The sequence below is a fragment of the Pseudomonas sp. NLJ1 genome, assembly GCF_049486705.1.
Taxonomy (GTDB): domain Bacteria; phylum Pseudomonadota; class Gammaproteobacteria; order Pseudomonadales; family Pseudomonadaceae; genus Aquipseudomonas; species Aquipseudomonas inefficax.
Map to the genome: position 1 here is coordinate 3,461,221 of NZ_CP137735.1, position 18,780 is coordinate 3,480,000.

General features: G+C 64.2%; 18 protein-coding genes and 1 pseudogene (1 of these 19 only partly in view). 6 read left to right on the plus strand and 13 right to left on the minus strand.

What is annotated here, in order from left to right:
- Window positions 1–54: 54 nt before the first annotated feature.
- Together R9B85_RS15610 and R9B85_RS15615 are read right to left on the minus strand one after the other, a co-directional pair.
- Window positions 55–906, minus strand: coding sequence for a MaoC family dehydratase (locus tag R9B85_RS15610; protein ID WP_207878858.1), 852 nt, complete (start codon window positions 904–906; stop codon window positions 55–57).
- Window positions 907–908: 2 nt separating this feature from the next.
- Window positions 909–2,261: a 3-oxoacyl-ACP reductase gene (locus tag R9B85_RS15615; protein ID WP_112254151.1), complete on the minus strand. Its 1,353-nt coding sequence runs from the start codon at window positions 2,259–2,261 to the stop codon at window positions 909–911.
- Between the two features lie 117 nt (window positions 2,262–2,378).
- Between R9B85_RS15615 and R9B85_RS15620 the strand changes: the two genes are divergently transcribed.
- Together R9B85_RS15620 and R9B85_RS15625 are read left to right on the plus strand one after the other, a co-directional pair.
- Entirely contained in the window at window positions 2,379–3,656 is a 1,278-nt protein-coding gene (locus R9B85_RS15620; RefSeq protein ID WP_215521438.1) for an acetyl-CoA C-acetyltransferase, read from the plus strand.
- Between the two features lie 39 nt (window positions 3,657–3,695).
- Complete coding sequence (locus tag R9B85_RS15625; protein WP_207878860.1) at window positions 3,696–4,475, plus strand: AraC family transcriptional regulator; 780 nt, start codon at window positions 3,696–3,698, stop codon at window positions 4,473–4,475.
- Between the two features lie 122 nt (window positions 4,476–4,597).
- On the opposite strand, the gene R9B85_RS15630 is transcribed toward R9B85_RS15625, so the two are convergent.
- From R9B85_RS15630 to R9B85_RS15650, 5 genes and pseudogenes are all read right to left on the minus strand, one after another.
- A complete protein-coding gene (locus R9B85_RS15630) occupies window positions 4,598–5,365 on the minus strand; it encodes a methyl-accepting chemotaxis protein (protein WP_372239043.1) in 768 nt (255 codons plus the stop codon).
- A gap of 90 nt (window positions 5,366–5,455) precedes the next feature.
- Window positions 5,456–6,541 (minus strand): annotated as a pseudogene (locus tag R9B85_RS15635) (cache domain-containing sensor histidine kinase); the annotation flags it as partial.
- 168 nt (window positions 6,542–6,709) lie between these two features.
- On the minus strand, window positions 6,710–7,120 hold the full coding sequence (gene cueR / locus R9B85_RS15640) for a Cu(I)-responsive transcriptional regulator (RefSeq protein WP_112254155.1): 411 nt from the start codon (window positions 7,118–7,120) through the stop codon (window positions 6,710–6,712).
- Entirely contained in the window at window positions 7,117–9,516 is a 2,400-nt protein-coding gene (locus R9B85_RS15645; protein ID WP_423770349.1) for a heavy metal translocating P-type ATPase, read from the minus strand. The genes cueR and R9B85_RS15645 overlap by 4 nt, the downstream gene beginning before the upstream one ends.
- Before the next feature lie 52 nt (window positions 9,517–9,568).
- Entirely contained in the window at window positions 9,569–9,955 is a 387-nt protein-coding gene (locus R9B85_RS15650; RefSeq protein ID WP_112254157.1) for a hypothetical protein, read from the minus strand.
- Window positions 9,956–10,099: 144 nt separating this feature from the next.
- Here R9B85_RS15650 and R9B85_RS15655 point away from each other — a divergent pair, with 144 nt between their 5' ends.
- Both R9B85_RS15655 and R9B85_RS15660 read left to right on the plus strand, forming a co-directional pair.
- Window positions 10,100–10,297, plus strand: a complete 198-nt coding sequence (locus tag R9B85_RS15655; protein WP_087503147.1) for a heavy-metal-associated domain-containing protein — start codon at window positions 10,100–10,102, stop codon at window positions 10,295–10,297.
- Window positions 10,298–10,525: 228 nt separating this feature from the next.
- Window positions 10,526–11,707 (plus strand): multidrug effflux MFS transporter, encoded by a 1,182-nt coding sequence (locus R9B85_RS15660; protein WP_112254158.1) that lies wholly within the window; start codon window positions 10,526–10,528, stop codon window positions 11,705–11,707.
- Here R9B85_RS15660 and R9B85_RS15665 read toward each other — a convergent pair.
- Complete coding sequence (locus R9B85_RS15665) at window positions 11,658–11,855, minus strand: hypothetical protein (RefSeq protein ID WP_112254159.1); 198 nt, start codon at window positions 11,853–11,855, stop codon at window positions 11,658–11,660. The two genes, R9B85_RS15660 and R9B85_RS15665, sit on opposite strands and share 50 nt — an antisense overlap.
- 487 nt (window positions 11,856–12,342) lie before the next feature.
- Between R9B85_RS15665 and R9B85_RS15670 the strand changes: the two genes are divergently transcribed.
- Entirely contained in the window at window positions 12,343–13,056 is a 714-nt protein-coding gene (locus tag R9B85_RS15670) for an ArsR/SmtB family transcription factor (RefSeq protein ID WP_112254160.1), read from the plus strand.
- Window positions 13,057–13,076: 20 nt separating this feature from the next.
- Here the strand turns inward: R9B85_RS15670 and R9B85_RS15675 are convergent, their stop codons facing one another.
- The 5 genes from R9B85_RS15675 to R9B85_RS15695 all read right to left on the minus strand — a co-directional run bounded on the left by R9B85_RS15675 (window position 13,077) and on the right by R9B85_RS15695 (window position 17,535).
- On the minus strand, window positions 13,077–14,024 hold the full coding sequence (locus R9B85_RS15675) for an adenosine deaminase (RefSeq protein ID WP_112254161.1): 948 nt from the start codon (window positions 14,022–14,024) through the stop codon (window positions 13,077–13,079).
- An 86-nt stretch (window positions 14,025–14,110) separates the two neighbouring features.
- Window positions 14,111–14,797, minus strand: coding sequence for an SDR family oxidoreductase (locus tag R9B85_RS15680; protein ID WP_112254162.1), 687 nt, complete (start codon window positions 14,795–14,797; stop codon window positions 14,111–14,113).
- A 473-nt stretch (window positions 14,798–15,270) separates the two neighbouring features.
- A complete protein-coding gene (locus R9B85_RS15685) occupies window positions 15,271–15,855 on the minus strand; it encodes an IMPACT family protein (RefSeq protein ID WP_112254163.1) in 585 nt (194 codons plus the stop codon).
- Between the two features lie 9 nt (window positions 15,856–15,864).
- Complete coding sequence (locus tag R9B85_RS15690; protein ID WP_112254164.1) at window positions 15,865–16,527, minus strand: TetR/AcrR family transcriptional regulator; 663 nt, start codon at window positions 16,525–16,527, stop codon at window positions 15,865–15,867.
- Window positions 16,528–16,617: 90 nt separating this feature from the next.
- Window positions 16,618–17,535, minus strand: a complete 918-nt coding sequence (locus R9B85_RS15695; RefSeq protein WP_025337589.1) for a LysR family transcriptional regulator — start codon at window positions 17,533–17,535, stop codon at window positions 16,618–16,620.
- 118 nt (window positions 17,536–17,653) lie between these two features.
- Here R9B85_RS15695 and R9B85_RS15700 point away from each other — a divergent pair, with 118 nt between their 5' ends.
- Window positions 17,654–18,780 carry the 5' portion of an aspartate aminotransferase family protein gene (locus R9B85_RS15700; protein WP_112254165.1) on the plus strand. Its footprint extends 220 nt past the window's final position, so 1,127 of the gene's 1,347 nt are visible here — the first part of the coding sequence; the start codon lies at window positions 17,654–17,656; its stop codon lies off the right edge, out of view.

Genomic DNA, 18,780 nt, shown 5'->3' on the forward strand with positions numbered 1-18,780 from the left:
GTAGCTGTGGGAGCGGCCTTGTGTCGCGAAAAGGCTGCGAAGCAGCCTCACGATTTAAAGGGGGGCCCAGCGCCCGACCATATGCAGCACCCCGCCATGCCCGTCCAGCCGCAGCTCACCTGCAACCCCGGCCTCACTGGCACCGAGCACCACCTCCGACGGCAACCGCACCGGTTTGCGGAAATCCACCTCGAAGGCATAGCCACTGTGGGGCAGGTGACCGCGCAGTGCCGCCAGGGCCATGGCCTGGCTCCACATGCCATGGGCAATGGCCGTGGGAAAGCCGAACAGCCGTGCACTGGCTGCGCTGAGATGGATCGGGTTGTAGTCCCCGCAGACCTTGGCATAGCGCCGGCCGATATCGCTGTCGGCGTACCAGCGGGTCACCTCTGGCAGCACTTGTGGCTCGTCCTCGGCAGGCTCACCTGCCGCGCCTTCCAGCTTCAGCCCGCGCACCAGCATGCGGCTGGTCTCGCGCCAGAGCAGGCCGATGCCGTCCTCGGCTTCGGTGACCAGATCGAAGGTGCCACCCTTGGCATGCGCTTGCAGGTTGCCTGCATGCACCGCAAAGCGCAGCCCTTCGATACCGCCCAGTGGGCGTACCACTTCGATGCGGTTGTGCAGGTGCACCAGGCCAAGCAGCGGGAAGGGGAAGTTAGGCGCGGTCATCAACTGCAACTGCAGCGTGAACGCCATGACATGTGGATAAGTGCCTGGCAGGCGGCCATCGTCGGTGAAGTGGCACAGCCGTCGATAGGCGGCCAGGTTGCCCGGCTGGACGCGGATTAAACAGCGCAGGCCGTCGTCCGGCAGTTGGTCGCCGCTGATGGTGCGCTTGCTGGCCGCGCGCAGGTACAGGCTGGCGCGCGAAGCCGGGCTGTGCAGGTCATGCCAGTGTCGGCTCATGATCAAGCCCCCATCAAGGCCTGGCCGCATACCCGCAGCACCTGGCCGTTGACTGCACCGGAGCCCGGCTGGCTGAGCCAGGCGATGGCTTCGGCGACATCCTGCGGGCGGCCGCCCTGGCCAAGCGAACTCAAGCGTCGCCCGGCCTCGCGCAGGCCCATGGGCATGGCGGCGGTCATGTGGGTTTCGATGAAACCGGGTGCCACGGCATTGATGCTGCCGCCGCGCTCGGCGAGCCGGGGCGCCCACGCCTGGGCCAGGCCGATCAGCCCGGCCTTGCTCGCGGCATAGTTGGCTTGCCCGCGGTTGCCGGCGATGCCACTGACCGAGGCCAGCAGGGTGATGCGCGCGTTTTCACCCAGGGCACCGTTGTCGTACAGCGCCTGTGTCAGTACCTGCGGTGCCTTGAGGTTGACCGCCAGCACCGCGTCCCAGTATTCCGGGGTCATGTTGGCCAGGGTCTTGTCGCGGGTGATGCCGGCGTTGTGCACCACGATGTCGATGCCGTCGGGCAGGGCCGCAAGCAGTTGTGTTGCGGCGTCGCTGGCGCAGATGTCCAAGGGCAGCGCCTTGCCGCCCAAACGTGCGGCCAGGGCGTCGAGGTCCTGGCTGGCTTGCGGCACATCCAGCAGCAGCACGTCGGCACCATCGCGCGCCAGGGTTTCGGCAATGGCCGCACCGATGCCGCGCGCGGCGCCGGTCACCAGGGCGCGTCTGCCAGCCAGCGGCCGGGTCCAGTCCTCGACCTGGCTGGCGCAGGCATGCAGGCGCAGCACCTGGCCGGAAATAAAGGCACTTTTGGGCGAAAGGAAGAAACGCAGGGCGCCTTCCAGCTGGTCTTCCGCGCCGGGGCCGACATACAGCAACTGCGCGGTCGCACCGTTGCGCAGTTCCTTGGCCAGCGAGCGGCTGAAGCCTTCCAGGGCCCGTTGGGCAATGCTGGCCAACGGGTTGTCGAGGCTTTCTGGTGCGCGGCCCAGCAGCAGCACATGGGCGCACGGCGCCAGGCTGCGCAGCAGTGGCTGGAAAAATTCGCGCAACTGCTTCAACGCGTCGCTGTCGGACAGGTGACTGGCATCGAATACCACGGCCTTGATCTTCGGCCCCAGGCCAGCCACCCACGGCTCGGCCTGGAGGTGGTCGGTATTGAAGCTGTAAAGCGTGTCGGTCAGGCGCGGGGCAATGGCTTCGACCTGGCTCGCCAGTGGCCCGCCACCCAGTACCAGGGCACCTTCGACCGGGCGCAGGCGGCCGGCCTGCCAGCGCTCCAGCGGCGCTGGGCGTGGCAGGCCAAGGGCATCCACGAGACGGCGGCCGAGGTTGGAGTTGGCAAAGCCGAGGTAGCGATCGCTCATGAGTGGTCTCCCGGAAGGCAAGCTTGAAAGTGTGGACCAACTTTGTGGCAAGGTCGTTCGAATGCGGTAAAAACACCTAGGCTGTACGGATCAAATTGTTTCAGGAGGAACAAGCGCATGCGTTCACTTCGCCGGGTCGCGATCCTGGGCGGCAACCGAATTCCCTTTGCCCGCTCCAATGGTGCCTACGCCACGGCCAGCAACCAGGCGATGCTTACCGTCGCCCTTGAGGGGCTGATCGAACGGTACCGCTTGCATGGGTTGCGCATGGGGGAAGTGGTGGCTGGTACGGTGCTCAAGCACTCGCGAGACATGAACCTGACCCGGGAGTGCGTGTTGGGCTCGCGCCTGTCGCCGCAGACGCCGGCCTACGATATCCAGCAAGCTTGCGGCACCGGGCTGGAGGCGGCGTTGCTGGTGGCCAACAAGATTGCCCTGGGGCAGATCGACTGCGGCATTGCCGGCGGCGTGGACACCACCTCCGATGCGCCGATCGCGGTCAATGAAGGCCTGCGCCATATCTTGCTGCAGGCCAACCGTGGCAAAAGCCTGGGCGAGCGGCTCAAGCCATTTCTCAAGCTGCGCCCTCACCACCTGAAGCCTGAATTGCCGCGCAACGGCGAACCGCGCACCGGGTTGTCGATGGGTGAGCATTGCGAACGCATGGCCCAGGCGTGGCGCATTGGCCGTGCCGAACAGGACGAACTGGCGTTGCTCAGCCACCAGGCGCTGGCTGCAGCGTACGCCGAAGGCTGGCAGGATGACCTGCTGACGCCGTTTCTGTCGTTGACCCGTGATAACAACCTGCGCCCCGACCTGACCCTTGAGCAACTGGCCAGGCTAAAGCCAGCCTTCGACCGCAGCGGGCAGGGGACATTGACGGCGGGCAATTCCACACCGCTGACCGATGGTGCTTCGTTGGTATTGCTGGGCAGCGAGGAGTGGGCCGAGCAGCAGGGGCTGTCGGTGCTGGCCTATCTGGTCGATGGCGAAACCGCTGCGGTGGATTTCGTTACTGGTCGCGAAGGCTTGCTGATGGCACCGGTGTATGCGGTGCCGCGGCTGCTGGCGCGCAATGGCCTGACGCTGCAGGACTTTGACTATTACGAGATACACGAAGCCTTCGCCGCCCAGGTGCTGTGCACGCTCAAGGCCTGGGAAGATGCCGATTATTGCCGTGAGCGGTTGGGGCTGGATGTGCCGCTCGGGGCAATTGACCGCAGCAAGCTCAACGTCAAGGGCAGTTCGCTGGCGGCCGGGCACCCGTTTGCCGCGACCGGGGGCCGGATATTGGCCAACCTGGCCAAGTTGCTGGCGAAGGCGGGGAAGGGACGGGGGCTGATTTCGATCTGCGCAGCGGGTGGGCAGGGGGTGACCGTCATCGTCGAGCGCTGAGCTGTTAGGCTTGTCTGGTCAGAACTACAAGAAGCCACCATGCCCATCATCGGACATCCCCGCCCCATTCCGGCGCTGGACCACCTGCCCAGGCCGCTCTATGCACGAGCCGAAAGCCTCGGCGCCGGCTCGTGGACCACCCGCCACCAGCACGACTGGGTGCAGTTCTCCTACGCCATCAGCGGCGTTCTCGGGGTGTATACCCGCGAAGGCAGCTACTTCGCCCCACCCCAGTGGGGCGTGTGGATACCAGCCGATGCCGAACACGAGGTGGTCACCTCGATGCAGGCCGAAATGCGTAGCCTTTATGTGCGCCGGGATGCCTGCCCGTGGGCACCGGAGCAATGCCGGGTACTGGAAGTGACCCCACTTGCGCGCGAACTGATCAAGCAGTTCTGCCTGTTCCCGGCAGACTACCCGGAGGGTGACAGCGCCGAAGCGCGGCTGGTGGCGGTGCTGCTCGACCAGTTGCGCATGCTCCCCGAGGTCGGCTTTTCGCTGCCACTGCCGCGGCACCCGGGGTTGTTGGCACTGTGCAATGGGTTGATTGCGGCGCCGGATCAGCCGCAGACCCTGCAGCAATGGGCGCGGGAGCTGGGCTGTTCGGAGAAGACGCTGATGCGGCTGTTCCAGCGGGAGACGGGGCTGAGCTTTCGCAACTGGCGGCAGCGCATGCGGCTGTTGTCATCGCTGGCGTTGCTGGAGGCGGGGCAGAACGTTACCGAGGCGGCGCTGGGATGTGGGTATGACTCCACCTCGGCTTACATTGCGGCGTTCAAGCAGTTGTTTGGGGCTACCCCGGGGGAGCTCAAGTTGTAGTGTTGCTTGTGCGGGCCCCTTCGCGGGTGAACCCGCTCCCACAGGTATTGCGCTGCCCTTGAGACTAGCGCTGTACCTGTGGGAGCGGGTTCACCCGCGAAGAGACCAGCAAAAGCAATACATCAGGTACGGAACCTGCGCACCAGCGCATCCAGCTCATTGGACAACCCGGCCAGGCTCTCCGAATCCACCCGCGCCGCCTGGGCCAGTTCGGCCACCAGTTGCGCATCGCCGTGAATCTGGCTGATGTGGCGGTTGATGTCCTCCGCTACCTGGTGTTGCTCTTCGGCCGCCGTGGCAATCTGGGTGTTCATGTCGCGGATCACATCCACCGACTCGCGGATCTGCCCGAAGCTGTCACGGGCCAGGCCGATGCGGCTCACCGACTGCTGTGAAACCTCCAGGCTGGCGTGCATCTGTGCGGCCACTTCGGCAGTGCGGCTGGCCAGGTTGCCCAGCAGGCCGTCGATCTCGGCGGTGGAGTCGGCAGTACGCTTGGCCAGCGCCCGCACTTCGTCAGCAACCACGGCAAAGCCACGGCCCTGCTCGCCGGCACGGGCGGCTTCGATGGCGGCGTTGAGCGCCAGCAGGTTGGTCTGCTCGGCAATCGAGCGGATGGTGCCGAGGATCGACTGTATGGCGTTGCTGTCACGCTCCAGCTGCTGGATCGACTGCGCCGACTGCTCGATCTCCTGGCTCAGGCGGTCAACGCTATGTACCGCCGCATCAATCTGCTGCTGGCCTTCGCGCGCCTGTTGCTGGCCGCTGTCGGCCGACTGCGCCGCCTGGCTGCATGAACGTGCCACTTCGTTGGCGGTGGCGACCATTTCGTGGAAAGCAGTAGAGACCATGTCCACCGCTTCGCGCTGGCGGCCTGCGGCTTCGGCCATGTCGCTGGAAACCCGGGTCGAGCTGCTGGAGGTGCTGAGGATCTTGTTGGCGGCAGCACCGATATGCTGGATCAGGCTGCGAATGGCACCGAGGAATTGGTTGAACCAGCTGGCCAGTTGCGCGGTTTCATCGCGGCCACGGATTTCCAGGTTGCGGGTCAGGTCGCCCTCGCCCTGGGCGATGTCTTCAAGGCCGCTGGTAACGCTGTTGATCGGGCGCACGATCAGCTTGGCAAAGGTGGCACCGACCACGGCGAACAGCGCAGCCAGTACCAGGGCCACTACGCCGATCAACCAGGTCAGGCGGGTGGTGGTCTGCATCACTTCGCTCTGCTCGATCAGGCCGATCAGGGTCCAGCCCAGCTGTTCGTCCGGGTAGATGTTGGCCATGTAGCGCACGCCATTGAGCTCCACTTCGGCCAGCCCCTTGCCGTGCTTGGCCAGCTCGGCGTAGCCGTCGCCAAAGCTCGCCAGTTGCTTGAAGTTGTGCTTGGCGTCACGGGGGTCGACCAGCACGTTGCCGTTGTTTTCCACCAGTAGCACGTAGCCGCTTTCACCCAGCTTGATCTGCTGGACGATCTCGGTGAGGCCTTTGAGCGACACGTCGACGTTGACCACGCCACCAGGGTTGCCCAGTTGGTTGGCGACGGTGCGCACGGTACTGACCAGCACGGCGTCGTCGGCAGCCCAGTAGTAGGCGCCGGTACGCAAGGTCTTGCCAGGGTTGGCCATTGCCAATTGGTACCAGGGACGGGTGCGCGGGTCGTAATTGACGAACTTCTGCCCGGCCGGCCAGCCGACGTAACCACCATCACTCACCCCGTAGGAGAGGTACGCATAGCTGGGATGGGTAGTGGCCAGGCGAGTCATGAACTCCAGCACTTTGCTGGCCTGTTCGCCCAGCTCATAGGACGGGGTTGCGCTCATGTACTTGTTCAGTTCGCTGCCCGTGGCGGCGACCAGGGGCTGCGCGGCCATGTACTCGACGTTCTGGTTGATGCCCTGGAAGAAGATGTTCATCGCGTTGCTGACCTGGCGGATTTCCCGGCTGCTGCCATCGAGGAATCCGTCGCGGGCTTCGCCACGCAGGTTGAGGACCACCAAAGTGGCTACAAGTACGATGGGCAAGCCGGCGATGACCGCGAATGCCCAGGTCAGTTTCTGTTTGATGCTCATCGACGCTCCCGGATTTTTTGTTTTCGATACACGAGGCAGGTATCAATTGCATCGGCAGCATCCGGGTTTAATGTAGGAAAACGCCCGTATTTATTGGAGAAAGTCGCAGTTGGTGACTATTCGGTCGTGTTTGGACGTATATGGCATACCAAAGGATTGCGGGCTGGCTCAGTGACAGCAGCCACCCGCAGCGCCATTGGCCAGGTCTTTGAGGATCGGGCAGTCCGGGCGCTCGTCTCCCTGGCAGTGCGATACCAGTTCGCCAAGGGTATCGCGCAGGCTCACCAGCTCTTCGATGCGCCGGTTCAGGTCATCGATGTGCTGCATGGCCAGCGCCTTCACATCGGCGCTGGCGCGCTGGCGGTCCTGCCACAAGGTCAGCAGCTTGCCGACCTCCTCGAGGGAAAAGCCCAGGTCGCGGGAGCGCTTGATGAAGGCCAGGCTGTGCAAGTCTTCCGCCTGGTACAGGCGGTAGCCGCTGTCGCTGCGCGTGGCGGGCTTGAGCAGGCCGATGGACTCGTAGTAACGGATCATCTTGGTGCTGAGCCCGCTGCGACGGGCGGCCTGGCCTATGTTCATGGGGCCTCCTGGTTGTTGCTGATGGGTTTCCAAGCCTTGAGCCACAGCGCGTTGCTCACCACGCTGACGCTGGACAGGGCCATGGCGGCGCCGGCCAGTACCGGGTTGAGATAACCCAGCGCGGCCAGCGGGATGCCGATCAGGTTATAGATGAACGCCCAGAACAGGTTCTGGCGGATCTTCGCATAGGTCTTGCGGCTGATTTCCAGGGCGGCCGGTACCAGGCGGGGGTCGCCGCGCATCAGGGTGATGCCGGCGGCCTGCATGGCCACATCGGTACCGCCGCCCATGGCAATGCCGATATCGGCGGCGGCCAGAGCCGGCGCATCGTTGATGCCATCGCCAACCATGGCGACCACACCATCCTGCTTGAGCGCGGCCACGGTCGCGGCCTTGTCGGCTGGCAGCACTTCGGCATGCACGTCGTCGATGCCGAGCGCTTCAGCCACCACTTTGGCGCTGCCGCGGTTGTCACCGGTCAGCAGGTGGCTGCTGATGTGTTGCGCGTGCAGGGTATCGATTGCCTGCGCGGCGCCGGGCTTGAGGCTGTCACCAAAGGCGAACAGGCCCAGCACCCGCGACTGCGCGCCGCGTTCTATCAGCCATGAAAGGGTGCGCCCCTCGGCTTCCCAGGCCTGGGCCTTGGCGGCCAGGTCACCGGGTGGCAATGCGCTTTCGTCGAGCAGGCGGCGGTTGCCCAGCGCCAGTTCACGGCCTTCCACGCGCCCGGCGATGCCACGCCCGGTCAGCGACTGGCTGTCGGCGACGGTGGGTACCTCCAGACCCTGTTCGGCACAGGCATCCAGCACCGCCTTGGCCAGCGGGTGTTCACTGCCGCGCTGCAGGGCGCCGGCCAGGCGGTGCAGGTCGGCGTTGCTGCCCACCTGCGCCTCGCTGTGGACCACTCGTGGGCTGCCGGAGGTGAGGGTGCCGGTCTTGTCGAACACCACCCGGTTGACCGCATGGGCACGCTCCAGGGCTTCGGCGTCCTTGATCAGAATGCCGTGGCGGGCGGCGACCCCGGTGCCGGCCATGATTGCTGCGGGCGTGGCCAGGCCGAGTGCACACGGGCAGGCGATGACCAGCACGGCGACGGCATTGATCAGCGCGGTTTCCAGCGGTGCGCCGGCCAGCCACCAGCCGACCAGGGTGATCAGCGCCAGTACCAGCACGGCCGGGACGAATACCTGGCTGACCCGGTCGACCAGCTTCTGGATCGGAGCCTTGGCCGCCTGGGCGTCTTCCACCAGGCGGATGATGCGTGCCAGCACGGTTTCGGTACCCAGTGCCTGGGTACGTACCAGCAGCCGGCCTTCGCCGTTGATGGCCCCACCGGTGACGCTGTCCCCTGGCTGCTTGGGCACTGGCAGGCTCTCGCCGCTGATCAGGGCTTCATCGGCATGGCTGCTGCCGTCTTCCACTACGCCATCGACCGGGAAGCGCTCGCCGGGTTTGACCAGCACCAGATCGCCGAGGCGCAGTTGGGCAATGGCCACGTCTTCTTCCCGGCCATCGACCAGGCGCAAGGCCCGTTCCGGGCGCAGGGCCTCGAGGGCACGGATGGCGCTGGCAGTCTGGCGCTTGGCACGGCTTTCCAGGTACTTGCCCAGCAGTACCAGGGCAATCACCACGGCCGAGGCTTCGAAGTACAGATGAGGGGCCATGCCGGCGGGGGCTTGCGCCCACTGGTAAAGGCTCAGGCCGTAGCCGGCGCTGGTGCCCAGGGCCACCAGCAGGTCCATGTTGCCGGTACCGGCGCGCACGGCCTTCCAGGCGGCCACGTAGAACCGCGCGCCGAGAATGAACTGCACCGGTGTGGCCAGCAGGAACTGCACCCATGCTGGCAACATCCAGTGCATGCCAAACGGCTGCACCACCATTGGCACTACCAGCGGCAGGGCGAGCAGCAAAGCTGCGCCGACCGCCAGGCGTTCGTTACGCAGGCGGCGTTGGGCAGCGTTTTGGTCGTCCCTGGCGGTTTGCGGCAGGCTGGCGCTGTAACCGGCCTTTTGCACGGTGTCGATCAGCTGGTTGTCGTCGAGGGCAGCGAGCACTTCGAGGTGCGCGCGTTCGCTGGCCAGGTTGACGCTGACCTGTTCAACTCCCGGCAGCTTGCCGAGGGCGCGCTCTACGCGGCCGACGCAACTGGCGCAGGTCATGCCGCCAATCTGCAGTTCGACGGTGCGGGTGGGCACGCCGTAGCCGGCTTCGCGTACGGCATCGACCAGTGCGGGCAGGCTGTTGGCCGGGGCCTGGACCCGGGCCTGTTCGGTGGCGAGGTTGACGCTGACCTGTTCAGCGCCGGTGACCTTGCGCAGGGCGCGTTCGACCCGGCCAGCACAGCTGGCGCAGGTCATGCCGGAGATCGGCAGGTCGTATGTGGTGGATGCGGGCATGGCTCTCCTCCTTGGACAGGCCTCCAGCATCAACCTTGCCACGCAGGTAAGGTCAATAGCCCAGGCCGGCTCGCTTCAACTCCAGCCCATGTTGCCCCATGGCGATCCGGTATTTGTTGATCTGGCCCGCCTGCAGGTTCAGTCGCGTGCTGCGTTGGTCCTCCACACCGGGGGCGCAGCCGGGCATTTGCCCGGGAAGCAGGCGCAGGCGCACGTCCACCGGGCCGGGCGGCAGGTTGAACGAAGTGGACTGCTCCTGGAACACGCGCCCGGAGAGCTGATCGTTGAGGTAGATGCCGATTTCGCAACTGGTGGCCACCTCCAGGCGCTCCCGGGAAATGATCAGCACGCTGTAGTCCGAGTTGCCCTCGGCACTGGCCGGTGGCACTGCAGCCAGCGTGCTCAATAGCCCGACGACGCCCAATGCTGCCCTGAACATGAAGAATCTCCTGCTTGCCTGATCATCAAAGGCGCAGCTTGGCCGACGCGAGCGCGGATTTCCACCCCGGCTGTAGTCGGCAAGTCTTGACCTTGCCCCGATGGCAAGCTTGAAACTCTTGGAAAACCTGAAGGAGATAACCCCATGCAAGTGTTCAATGTACAAGGCATGACCTGCGGCCATTGCGTGAAGGCCGTGACCCGGGCGGTGCAGGAGCAGGATGCTGCGGCCAAGGTGGAGGTCGACCTGGCGGCCAGGCAGGTGCGGGTGCAGAGTGAATTGGCGCAGGAGCAGATCCTCACGGCCATTCGCGATGAAGGCTATCAGGCCGAACTTGCCTGAACACTTACCTGTGGGAGCGGGCGCGCCCGCGAACACCGGCGCAGCCGGTGCCATCCACCGCGGCGCCTGCTTCGCGGGCACGCCCGCTCCCACAGGGACCTCGCCAGCCCGTGGGTTGTGAGCAAGGCAGTTGCCCTTGCAGGGGTCAGTTTGTTGCAAATGTTTTCGTACTGAAGGGGTCCACAGCAGGTAGAATCGAGCACTTGCTTAGCCTGCTATGGATTCCTGATGAACCTGCGAATGGTGCTCATCCTGGGCGCACTCAGTGCGTTCGGGCCCTTGGCGATCGACTTCTACCTGCCCGCCTTCCCGGCCATGGCGCAGGCGTTCGCCACCGACGAAAAACATGTCCAGGCCACCTTGGCCGCCTACTTCCTTGGCCTGTCCATCGGGCAACTGGCCTACGGACCGGTGGCTGACCGCTTTGGCCGACGCAAGCCGCTGATGTTCGGGGTGACCCTGTTCACCCTGGCATCCCTGGCCTGTGCCTATGCCCCCAACCTCGACACCCTGGTGCTGGCGCGTTTCGTCCAGGCGTTGGGCGGTTGCGCCGGGATGGTGCTGTCGCGGGCCATCGTCAGTGACAAGTGCGACCCGGTGGCCTCGGCCAAGGTGTTCTCGCAACTGATGCTGGTCATGGGCCTGGCGCCAATCCTGGCACCGATGCTGGGCGGGGTGCTGGTGAACGTGGCCGGCTGGCAATCGATCTTCCTCGCCCTGAGCCTGTTCAGCGCCGGCTGCCTGTTGGCGGTCAGCCTGGGCCTGCCGGAAAGCCTGCCCGAGCACATACCGCGGCAACCGCTGTCTGGCGCCTTGCGCCAGTACTTGCGCCTGTTCGCTGACCGGGTGTTCATCGGCCATGCCCTGACCGGTGGTATCGCCATCGCCGGCATGTTTGCCTACATCGCCGGTTCACCTTTCGTGTTCATCAAGCTCTACGGCGTGCCGGCCGAGCATTACGGCTGGTTGTTCGGCACCAATGCCGCCGGCTTTATCCTTGTGGCGCAGGTGAATGCACGCTTGCTGGCCAAACGCGGGCCGGCGTTCCTGCTGGCGCGTGCAGTGTGGCTGTACCTGGCTGCGGGCCTGGTGTTGCTGGGCGTGGCGGCAATGCATCCAACACAGCTGTGGCCACTGCTGGTACCGCTTTTCGTCTGCATCTCCAGCCTCGGCTGCATCATCCCCAACGCCTCTGCCTGTGCCATGAGCGGGCAGGGCGCACGGGCCGGCAGTGCCTCGGCGCTGATGGGCTGCCTGCAGTTCAGCGTCGCCGCCGGCGCAGCGGCGCTGGTCGGGCTGCTGCATGATGGCAGTGCGGTGCCGATGGCGCTGGTGATCAGCCTGTGCGGGGCGCTGGTGGTCAGTGTCGCGCTGCTGACCCGACGCCTGTCGGCCAAGGCTCCCGCATAAGCGGGTGAGGTGCCTGCAGGCGGTTCTCCAGCGTGGCGACGAAGGCACGCGCCTCGGCCTCGCTGCGGAAACTGACCACGTGTTGATCGAGCTGGACCTGCCAGGGGCAGGCTGGGTTTCGGCTCGACGCGCTGACGACAATTTTCATCGCGGCATACCTCCAAAGGGGGAGAGCGGATGAAGTGTAGCGTTACACCTTCTGCCTGCCATGACCTGCATCAGTGACCTGACTGACGGTCGGCGGAAACGTTTTCTACATGTTTTTCCCTGCTTGGGACGCAATGCCCGCAAGCCCGTGGAACCTTCGCTTTAGCTTGCGCTACTTGTGGAAATTGGTTGTCGGCCGCGTCCGAAGTTGCATCCGGTGTTTTTTCCGCCTGTCGTTTCCTTGCTCCTGCCATGTGTGCCGGGCTGCTTGCCCGCGCGGTCCAGGCAGGTTTCGCGCACAGTTTCGCTGCTTGCCATGGGTAGGTATACCCAGTGGTTTTTTGCCGGTGGTGCCACTGCGTGGCGCTGCCTGAATGGCGTTTTTTGCGGCTTATACTGGCGAACCAGGCCAGTGCCAGCGAGAGGCGCTTCCCTGCCAGGGGTGGCCATCGCATCCACAAAGTGAACTTGCAGGGAGTTACAGGGACATGAACGCAGCCAGCAGTATCAGCCAGATTGCCAGCCTGATGGCCGACCCCAAGCGCAGTGCCATGTTGTGGGCATTGATCGATGGCACGCCGCGGCTGGCCAACGAACTCGCGGTAATGACAGGCCTGACCTCGTCATCGGCCTGCGCTCACCTTTCGTTGTTGTCGTCGGCCGGCTTGCTCCGGCATGAAGCACGGGGCCGCAAGCGCTATTTCCGGCTGGCCACCCCGCAAGTCGGGGCAGCGGTGGAGGCCTTGGCCAGTGTCCAGTTGGAGAGCGCCAGGGGGGAACGGGCCAAGGCGCCGGTATCATCGCTGCCCATGTCGATACGCAGGGCGCGTCGCTGTGGCGATCACCTGGGCGGGGAACTGGCCGGTGAGCTGTATCACCGTCTGGTGGTGGCCGGCTGGCTGGAGGGTAGTGGTCGACAGCTGATGGTAAGCGAGGAGGGGCGGACGCAATTGGCTTTGGTCGGGGTCTACATCGACGCCTTGGCGCCGCATCAGCAACGTGGCTGTGTGATCTGCCGCTGCACCGAGTGGAACGACCAGGGGCCGCACCTGGGCGGCGTGCTGGGGCAGGCCTTGTTCCGGCTGTTCCTGCAATCTGGCTGGATGCGCGAGGCCGAGGATTCGCGGGCATTGCATATTTCTGCGCTGGGTATCCAGCAGATCAATCGCATTGCCCGCGTGGCGACGTTACAGGTCGGTTGAGCGCAACGTCGCCGTTCCAGTCATACCAACCGCGCGTCCAGGCTGTTCTGCGCCAGTCGGCGGGCCTGGTCTTCGGTCATGCCCAGGTGGGTGTGCAGGGCCATGAAGTTTTCGGTGACGTAGCCACCGAAGTAGGCCGGGTCATCCGAGTTGACGGTTACCTTCACGCCGCGCTCGAGCATGTCGAGGATGTTGTGCTGGCTCATGTGGTCGAACACGCAGAGCTTGGTGTTCGACAGTGGGCACACCGTGAGCGGGATCTGCTCGTCGATGATGCGCTGCATCAGCCGCTCGTCCTCAATGGCGCGCACGCCGTGGTCGATGCGTTTGATCTTCAGCAGGTCCAGGGCCTCCCAGATGTATTCGGGTGGGCCTTCCTCGCCAGCATGCGCCACGGCGACGAAGCCTTCGCTGCGGGCGCGATCGAACACACGCTGGAACTTGCTCGGCGGGTGGCCCATTTCCGAGCTGTCCAGGCCAACGGCGATGAACGCGTCGCGGAACGGCAGCGCCTGGTCGAGGGTTTTCTGCGCCTGCTCTTCACTGAGGTGGCGCAGGAAGCTGAGGATCAGGCCACTGCTGATGCCGAGCTGTTCACGGCCGTCCTTCAGCGCCTGGTTGATGCCGTTGAGCACCACTTCGAAGGGGATGCCGCGGTCGGTGTGGGTCTGAGGGTCGAAGAACGGTTCGCTGTGGATGACGTTCTGCGCCTTGCAGCGTTGCAGGTAGGCCCAGGTCAGGTCGTAGAAGTCCTGCTCGGTGCGCAGCACGTCGGCGCCCTGGTAATACAGGTCGAGGAACTCCTGCAGGTTGTTGAAAGCATAGGCACCGCGCAAGGTCTCCACATCGGCCCAGGGCAAGGCGATCTTGTTGCGCTCGGCCAGGGCGAACAGCAGCTCGGGCTCCAGCGAGCCTTCCAGGTGCAGGTGCAGTTCGGCCTTGGGCAGGGCGTTCAACCAGTCATACATAGTGGGTCATCTCGATCAGGTACGGTTGCCGCCATTCTACAGAGCCTGGCCGGGCATTGCGCCCGGCCAGGCTGCGACCTGGTGAATCACCAGACCAAGGGTTCGCCCTTGTAGTTGATGAAGCGAAGGCCAGCGTTGCCGCTTTGTGCCTTGATCTGTTCGAGCATGCCGCGGGTACTGGTCAGTACGTCGATCTCGGCGTTTTCGCCACCCATGTCGGTTTTCACCCAGCCCGGGTGCATGGCCAGCACGCACAGGTCGGGCCGTTGCTGTTCCACGACAAAGCTGTTGATCATCGAGTTCAGGGCCGCCTTGCTGGCCTTGTACAGGCAGATTTCGCCGCCGTCGGGGATAGTCACGCTGCCCAGGATCGAGCTCATGAAGGCCAGCACGCCGCTGCCTTCGCGTACCTGACCGACCAGGCGGCGGGCCACGCGGATAGGCGCCACGGCGTTGGTCATGAACAGGTCGCCGATGTCCTTGTTCTGCACCGTCTCCAGGTCTTGTGGCAGGGGGCCCATGACGCCCGCGTTGACGAACACCAGATCGAACACCTGGCCTTGCAGGCGTTGCTTCAGGCCATCGAGCTGGGCTGTGTCGTTCATTTCCAGCTGTTCGATGCGCACGCCTGGCACATCCGCCAGGGCGCCGGGCTGCTGCGGGTTGCGCACGGTGGCGGTAATGTTCCAGCCGTCTTCGTGCAGGCGTTGCACCAGGCCCAGGCCCAGCCCGCGCGAGGCGCCGACGATAAGTGCGGTTTTTGCGTTAGCCATGTGGATGCGCTCCGTGATCGGTTGGCGAGGAAAGGTATTGAGGATAATGCACCGGGGCCGCTTTGCGGCCCATCGCGACACAAGGCCGCTCTTACAGGAGTATGCGATCCCCTGTAGGAGCGGCCTTGTGTCGCGAAAGGGCTGCAAAGCAGCCCCGGCAATCTCAAGCCTTGCCCGCTAGCTGGTTAAAAAACGATCAGTCGCCCCGTAGCCTTGCGTGGCCGGGAGCTTCGCCTGTTGACGCACGGGTTATCCACAGGCTGTTCCACAGTTATTGTGTGCAAGCTGAGGAGCCGCAGACTGGCGCTTGCGGCCTTGCGCTGGGGATAACTCCCGCGCATTCAGCACGTTGCGGCTGTCATCAAACAGTGATCAAAATATGATCAAAGCTCTGCGGGCCTTGAAAACATTAGCCTGCAAGCGAGTGCCCCAAGCTTATCCACAGGCCGGCCCACAGTTGCTGTGGGCAATGTTCAACGTGCTTCGAGCAGAATGCGCCCGCGGCTCAAGTCGGCCAACTGCTGCTGCAGTGGCGCAAGGTGGGTGTCGCCGAGTGCAATCAGCAGGTCCACGCCATTGGCGGTGAATTGTTCATCCAGGACCAGGCCGTCAACCTCCGCCAGGCGCAGCTTCACCAGTGCCAGTTCGCTGAAACTGCAACTGCAGGTGAATTCGCTGCGCTGCACCAGCAGCCGCTTGGGGGCCTGTTGCAGGCACTTGTTGGCGCCGCCGCCATAGGCCCTGGCCAGGCCGCCGGTGCCCAGCTGGATGCCGCCGTACCAGCGGATCACCAGCACCACCACTTGGTCGCAGTCCTGCGCTTCGATGGCCGCGAGGATCGGCCGCCCCGCGGTACCGCCAGGTTCGCCGTCATCGCTGCTGCGGTATTGGGCGCCAAGCTTCCAGGCCCAGCAGTTGTGGGTGGCGGCCAGGTCGCTGTGGCGTTCGATGAAACTCATCGCATCGGCGGCACTGCTGATCGGCCCGGCCAGGGTGATGAAGCGGCTTTTGCGGATTTCCTCGCGGTATTCGCAGAGGTCGAGCAGGGTAGAAGGCATAAATGACGATCAGGCAACCGGCTTGATGCCGCAGCCCTTCAGAATGATGTGGATAAGATTGTTGCTCGCGTCTTCCATGTCCTGTTTGGTCAGGCGGCTGCGGCCGGTTACCTGGCAGATCTGGGTGGCGAAGTCGGCGTAATGCTGGGTACTGCCCCACAGCAGGAAGATCAGGTGTACCGGGTCGACCGGGTCCATCTTGCCGGCTTCGATCCAGGCTTGGAACACTGCGGCCCGGCCGCGGAACCATTCGCGGTAGTCGGCACTGAAGTACTCACTGAGGCAGGTGCCGCCGCTGATCACCTCCATGGCGAAGATCCGCGAAGCTTGCGGGTTGCGCCGCGAGAACTCCATCTTGGTGCGGATGTACTGGCTCAGGGCTTCGCCAGGGTCGTCGTCGACGCTCAAAGCGTTGAAGGTGCTATCCCACAATTCGATGATGTTGCTGAGCACGGCAATGTACAGGCCCAGCTTGTTGGTGAAGTAGTAATGCAGGTTGGCCTTGGGCAACCCCGCCTTGAGGGCGATGGTGTTCATGCTGGTGCCCTTGAAACCATGGCGGGCAAACTCGTCTTCGGCGGCCTGGATAATGGCCTGTTCGTTCTTCTGGCGGATGCGGCCCGCGGGCTTGCCCGAGGCGGAGAGGCGATGCGCAGGGACTTCTAGGGTCATGGACGATTCCGTACGGGTCAGTGGCTGCGGCTGTCGGACAAGATTACCTGCCTGTGCCGAAGTGACAAGCGTTTGCGGCACAGACTGGCATCAGCGTGTCGCAGCCAGGCTTTCGAGGAAGCTTTCCAGCACCAGGTTCGGCCGCCGGCCCTTGCGCGTGACCCAGCTGAGGCTCAGGTCATAGAAGCGTTGCCGGGGCTTGAGAGCACGCAAGCGACCTTGCTGCACCCAGAACGTGGCGTAGTGGTCTGGCAGGTAGCCGATGTAGCGCCCGGTAAGAATGAGAAACGCCATGCCTTCGCGGTCCGAAGCGCTGGCCGTGCAGTTCAGCGCCTGGTAATGCGCCTGGATTTCAGCCGGCAGGCGGAAGGTGGGAGTGATGGCTTCCTGGCTATTCAGGCGGTCGTCGTCGATCTGCTGGTCGTCGGCATAGAACAGCGGGTGGCCGACCGCGCAGTACAGCAGCGAGCGCTCGCTGTACAACGGTTGGTACTCGAGGCCCGAAAGCGGGCTGGTCTGCGGCACTACCCCGACATGCAGGCTGCCATCGAGCACGCCGTGCTCGACCTGACTGGGTGCGATCATGCGGATCTGGATTCGCACATCGGGCCCGCGGTCCTTGAGTTCGGCCAGCGCGTGGGTAATGCGCATGTGCGGCAAGGTCACCAGGTTGTCGGTCAGGCCAATGTTCAGCTCGCCACGCAAATGCTGGTGCAGGCCATTGACCTCTGTGCGGAAGCTTTCCAGGGCGCTGAGCAGTTGCAGGGCTGAGTGGTAGACCTCGCGGCCTTCTTCGGTCAGCGAGAAGCCGGCGCGCCCGCGTTGGCATAAACGCAGGCCGAGCCGCTGTTCGAGGTCGTTCATCTGCTGGCTGATGGCCGAACGGCCAATGCCCAGCACGTTTTCCGCGGCCGAGAAGCCGCCGCACTCGACGACACTGCGGTAGATCTTCAGCAGGCGGATGTCGAAATCGCTGACTTGGGCGAGTGGATCGGGGCGTCGGCTCATTAGTTTAGTCAGGGCCTGTCTGAAGATTAGAAATGTTGGCTTTTTCAGACTTTATCGCCGTGCCAATTTAGCTGCAACAACATCCATCGTTGCTTAATCGTCTTCCGAGGAACCGCCGATGAACATGCCCGAAACCGCTACCGCCGGTATCGCCAGCCAGCTCAAGCTGGATGCCCACTGGATGCCCTACACCGCCAACCGCAACTTCCAGCGCGACCCACGCCTGATTGTGGCGGCCGAAGGCAGCTACCTATTCGACGACCAGGGGCGCAAGATCTTCGATGCCCTGTCCGGCTTGTGGACCTGTGGCGCCGGGCATACCCGCAAGGAAATCACCGAGGCGGTGGCTCGCCAGATCGGCACTCTGGACTATTCCCCGGCCTTCCAGTTCGGCCACCCGCTGTCGTTCCAGCTGGCCGAGAAGATCACCGAGCTGACCCCGGGCGACCTGAACCATGTGTTCTATACCAACTCCGGTTCCGAGTGTGCCGACACCGCGCTGAAGATGGTGCGTGCCTACTGGCGCCTGAAAGGCCAGGCGACCAAGACCAAGATCATCGGCCGTGCCCGTGGCTACCACGGCGTGAACATCGCCGGCACCAGCCTCGGTGGTGTCAACGGTAACCGCAAGCTGTTCGGTCAGTTGCTGGATGTCGACCACCTGCCTCACACCGTGCTGCCGGTGAACGCCTTCTCCAAAGGCATGCCGGAAGAGGGCGGTATCGCCCTGGCTGACGAGATGCTCAAGCTGATCGAGCTGCACGACGCCTCCAACATCGCTGCCGTGATCGTCGAGCCGCTGGCGGGTTCGGCTGGTGTACTGCCGCCGCCGAAGGGTTACCTGAAGCGCCTGCGTGAAATCTGCACCCAGCACAACATCCTGCTGATCTTCGACGAAGTGATCACCGGCTTCGGCCGCATGGGCGCAATGACTGGCGCCGAAGCCTTCGGCGTGACCCCGGACCTGATGTGCATCGCCAAGCAGGTGACCAACGGCGCCATCCCGATGGGCGCGGTGATCGCCAGCAGCGAGATCTACCAGACCTTCATGAACCAGCCGACCCCGGAATACGCCGTGGAATTCCCGCACGGGTATACCTACTCGGCCCACCCGGTAGCCTGTGCCGCCGGTATCGCCGCGCTGGACCTGCTGCAGAAGGAAAACCTGGTACAGGCCGCCGCCGAGCTGGCGCCGCACTTCGAGAAGCTGCTGCATGGCGTGAAAGGCACCAAGAACATCGTCGA

Bases quoted from the DNA above. Each gene is read 5' to 3' on its own strand.
- R9B85_RS15625 (WP_207878860.1), top strand. From the start codon at position 3,696: ATGCCCATCATCGGACATCCCCGCCCCATTCCGGCGCTGGACCACCTG.
- R9B85_RS15630 (WP_372239043.1), bottom strand. From the start codon at position 5,365: ATGGCCGAAGCCGCAGGCCGCCAGCGCGAAGCGGTGGACATGGTCTCT.
- R9B85_RS15655 (WP_087503147.1), top strand. From the start codon at position 10,100: ATGCAAGTGTTCAATGTACAAGGCATGACCTGCGGCCATTGCGTGAAG.
- R9B85_RS15660 (WP_112254158.1), top strand. From the start codon at position 10,526: ATGAACCTGCGAATGGTGCTCATCCTGGGCGCACTCAGTGCGTTCGGG.
- R9B85_RS15610 (WP_207878858.1), bottom strand. From the start codon at position 906: ATGAGCCGACACTGGCATGACCTGCACAGCCCGGCTTCGCGCGCCAGC.
- cueR (WP_112254155.1), bottom strand. From the start codon at position 7,120: ATGAACATAGGCCAGGCCGCCCGTCGCAGCGGGCTCAGCACCAAGATG.
- R9B85_RS15645 (WP_423770349.1), bottom strand. From the start codon at position 9,516: ATGCCCGCATCCACCACATACGACCTGCCGATCTCCGGCATGACCTGC.
- R9B85_RS15615 (WP_112254151.1), bottom strand. From the start codon at position 2,261: ATGAGCGATCGCTACCTCGGCTTTGCCAACTCCAACCTCGGCCGCCGT.
- R9B85_RS15620 (WP_215521438.1), top strand. From the start codon at position 2,379: ATGCGTTCACTTCGCCGGGTCGCGATCCTGGGCGGCAACCGAATTCCC.
- R9B85_RS15675 (WP_112254161.1), bottom strand. From the start codon at position 14,024: ATGTATGACTGGTTGAACGCCCTGCCCAAGGCCGAACTGCACCTGCAC.
- R9B85_RS15690 (WP_112254164.1), bottom strand. From the start codon at position 16,527: ATGACCCTAGAAGTCCCTGCGCATCGCCTCTCCGCCTCGGGCAAGCCC.
- R9B85_RS15665 (WP_112254159.1), bottom strand. From the start codon at position 11,855: ATGAAAATTGTCGTCAGCGCGTCGAGCCGAAACCCAGCCTGCCCCTGG.
- R9B85_RS15695 (WP_025337589.1), bottom strand. From the start codon at position 17,535: ATGAGCCGACGCCCCGATCCACTCGCCCAAGTCAGCGATTTCGACATC.
- R9B85_RS15680 (WP_112254162.1), bottom strand. From the start codon at position 14,797: ATGGCTAACGCAAAAACCGCACTTATCGTCGGCGCCTCGCGCGGGCTG.
- R9B85_RS15685 (WP_112254163.1), bottom strand. From the start codon at position 15,855: ATGCCTTCTACCCTGCTCGACCTCTGCGAATACCGCGAGGAAATCCGC.
- R9B85_RS15650 (WP_112254157.1), bottom strand. From the start codon at position 9,955: ATGTTCAGGGCAGCATTGGGCGTCGTCGGGCTATTGAGCACGCTGGCT.
- R9B85_RS15670 (WP_112254160.1), top strand. From the start codon at position 12,343: ATGAACGCAGCCAGCAGTATCAGCCAGATTGCCAGCCTGATGGCCGAC.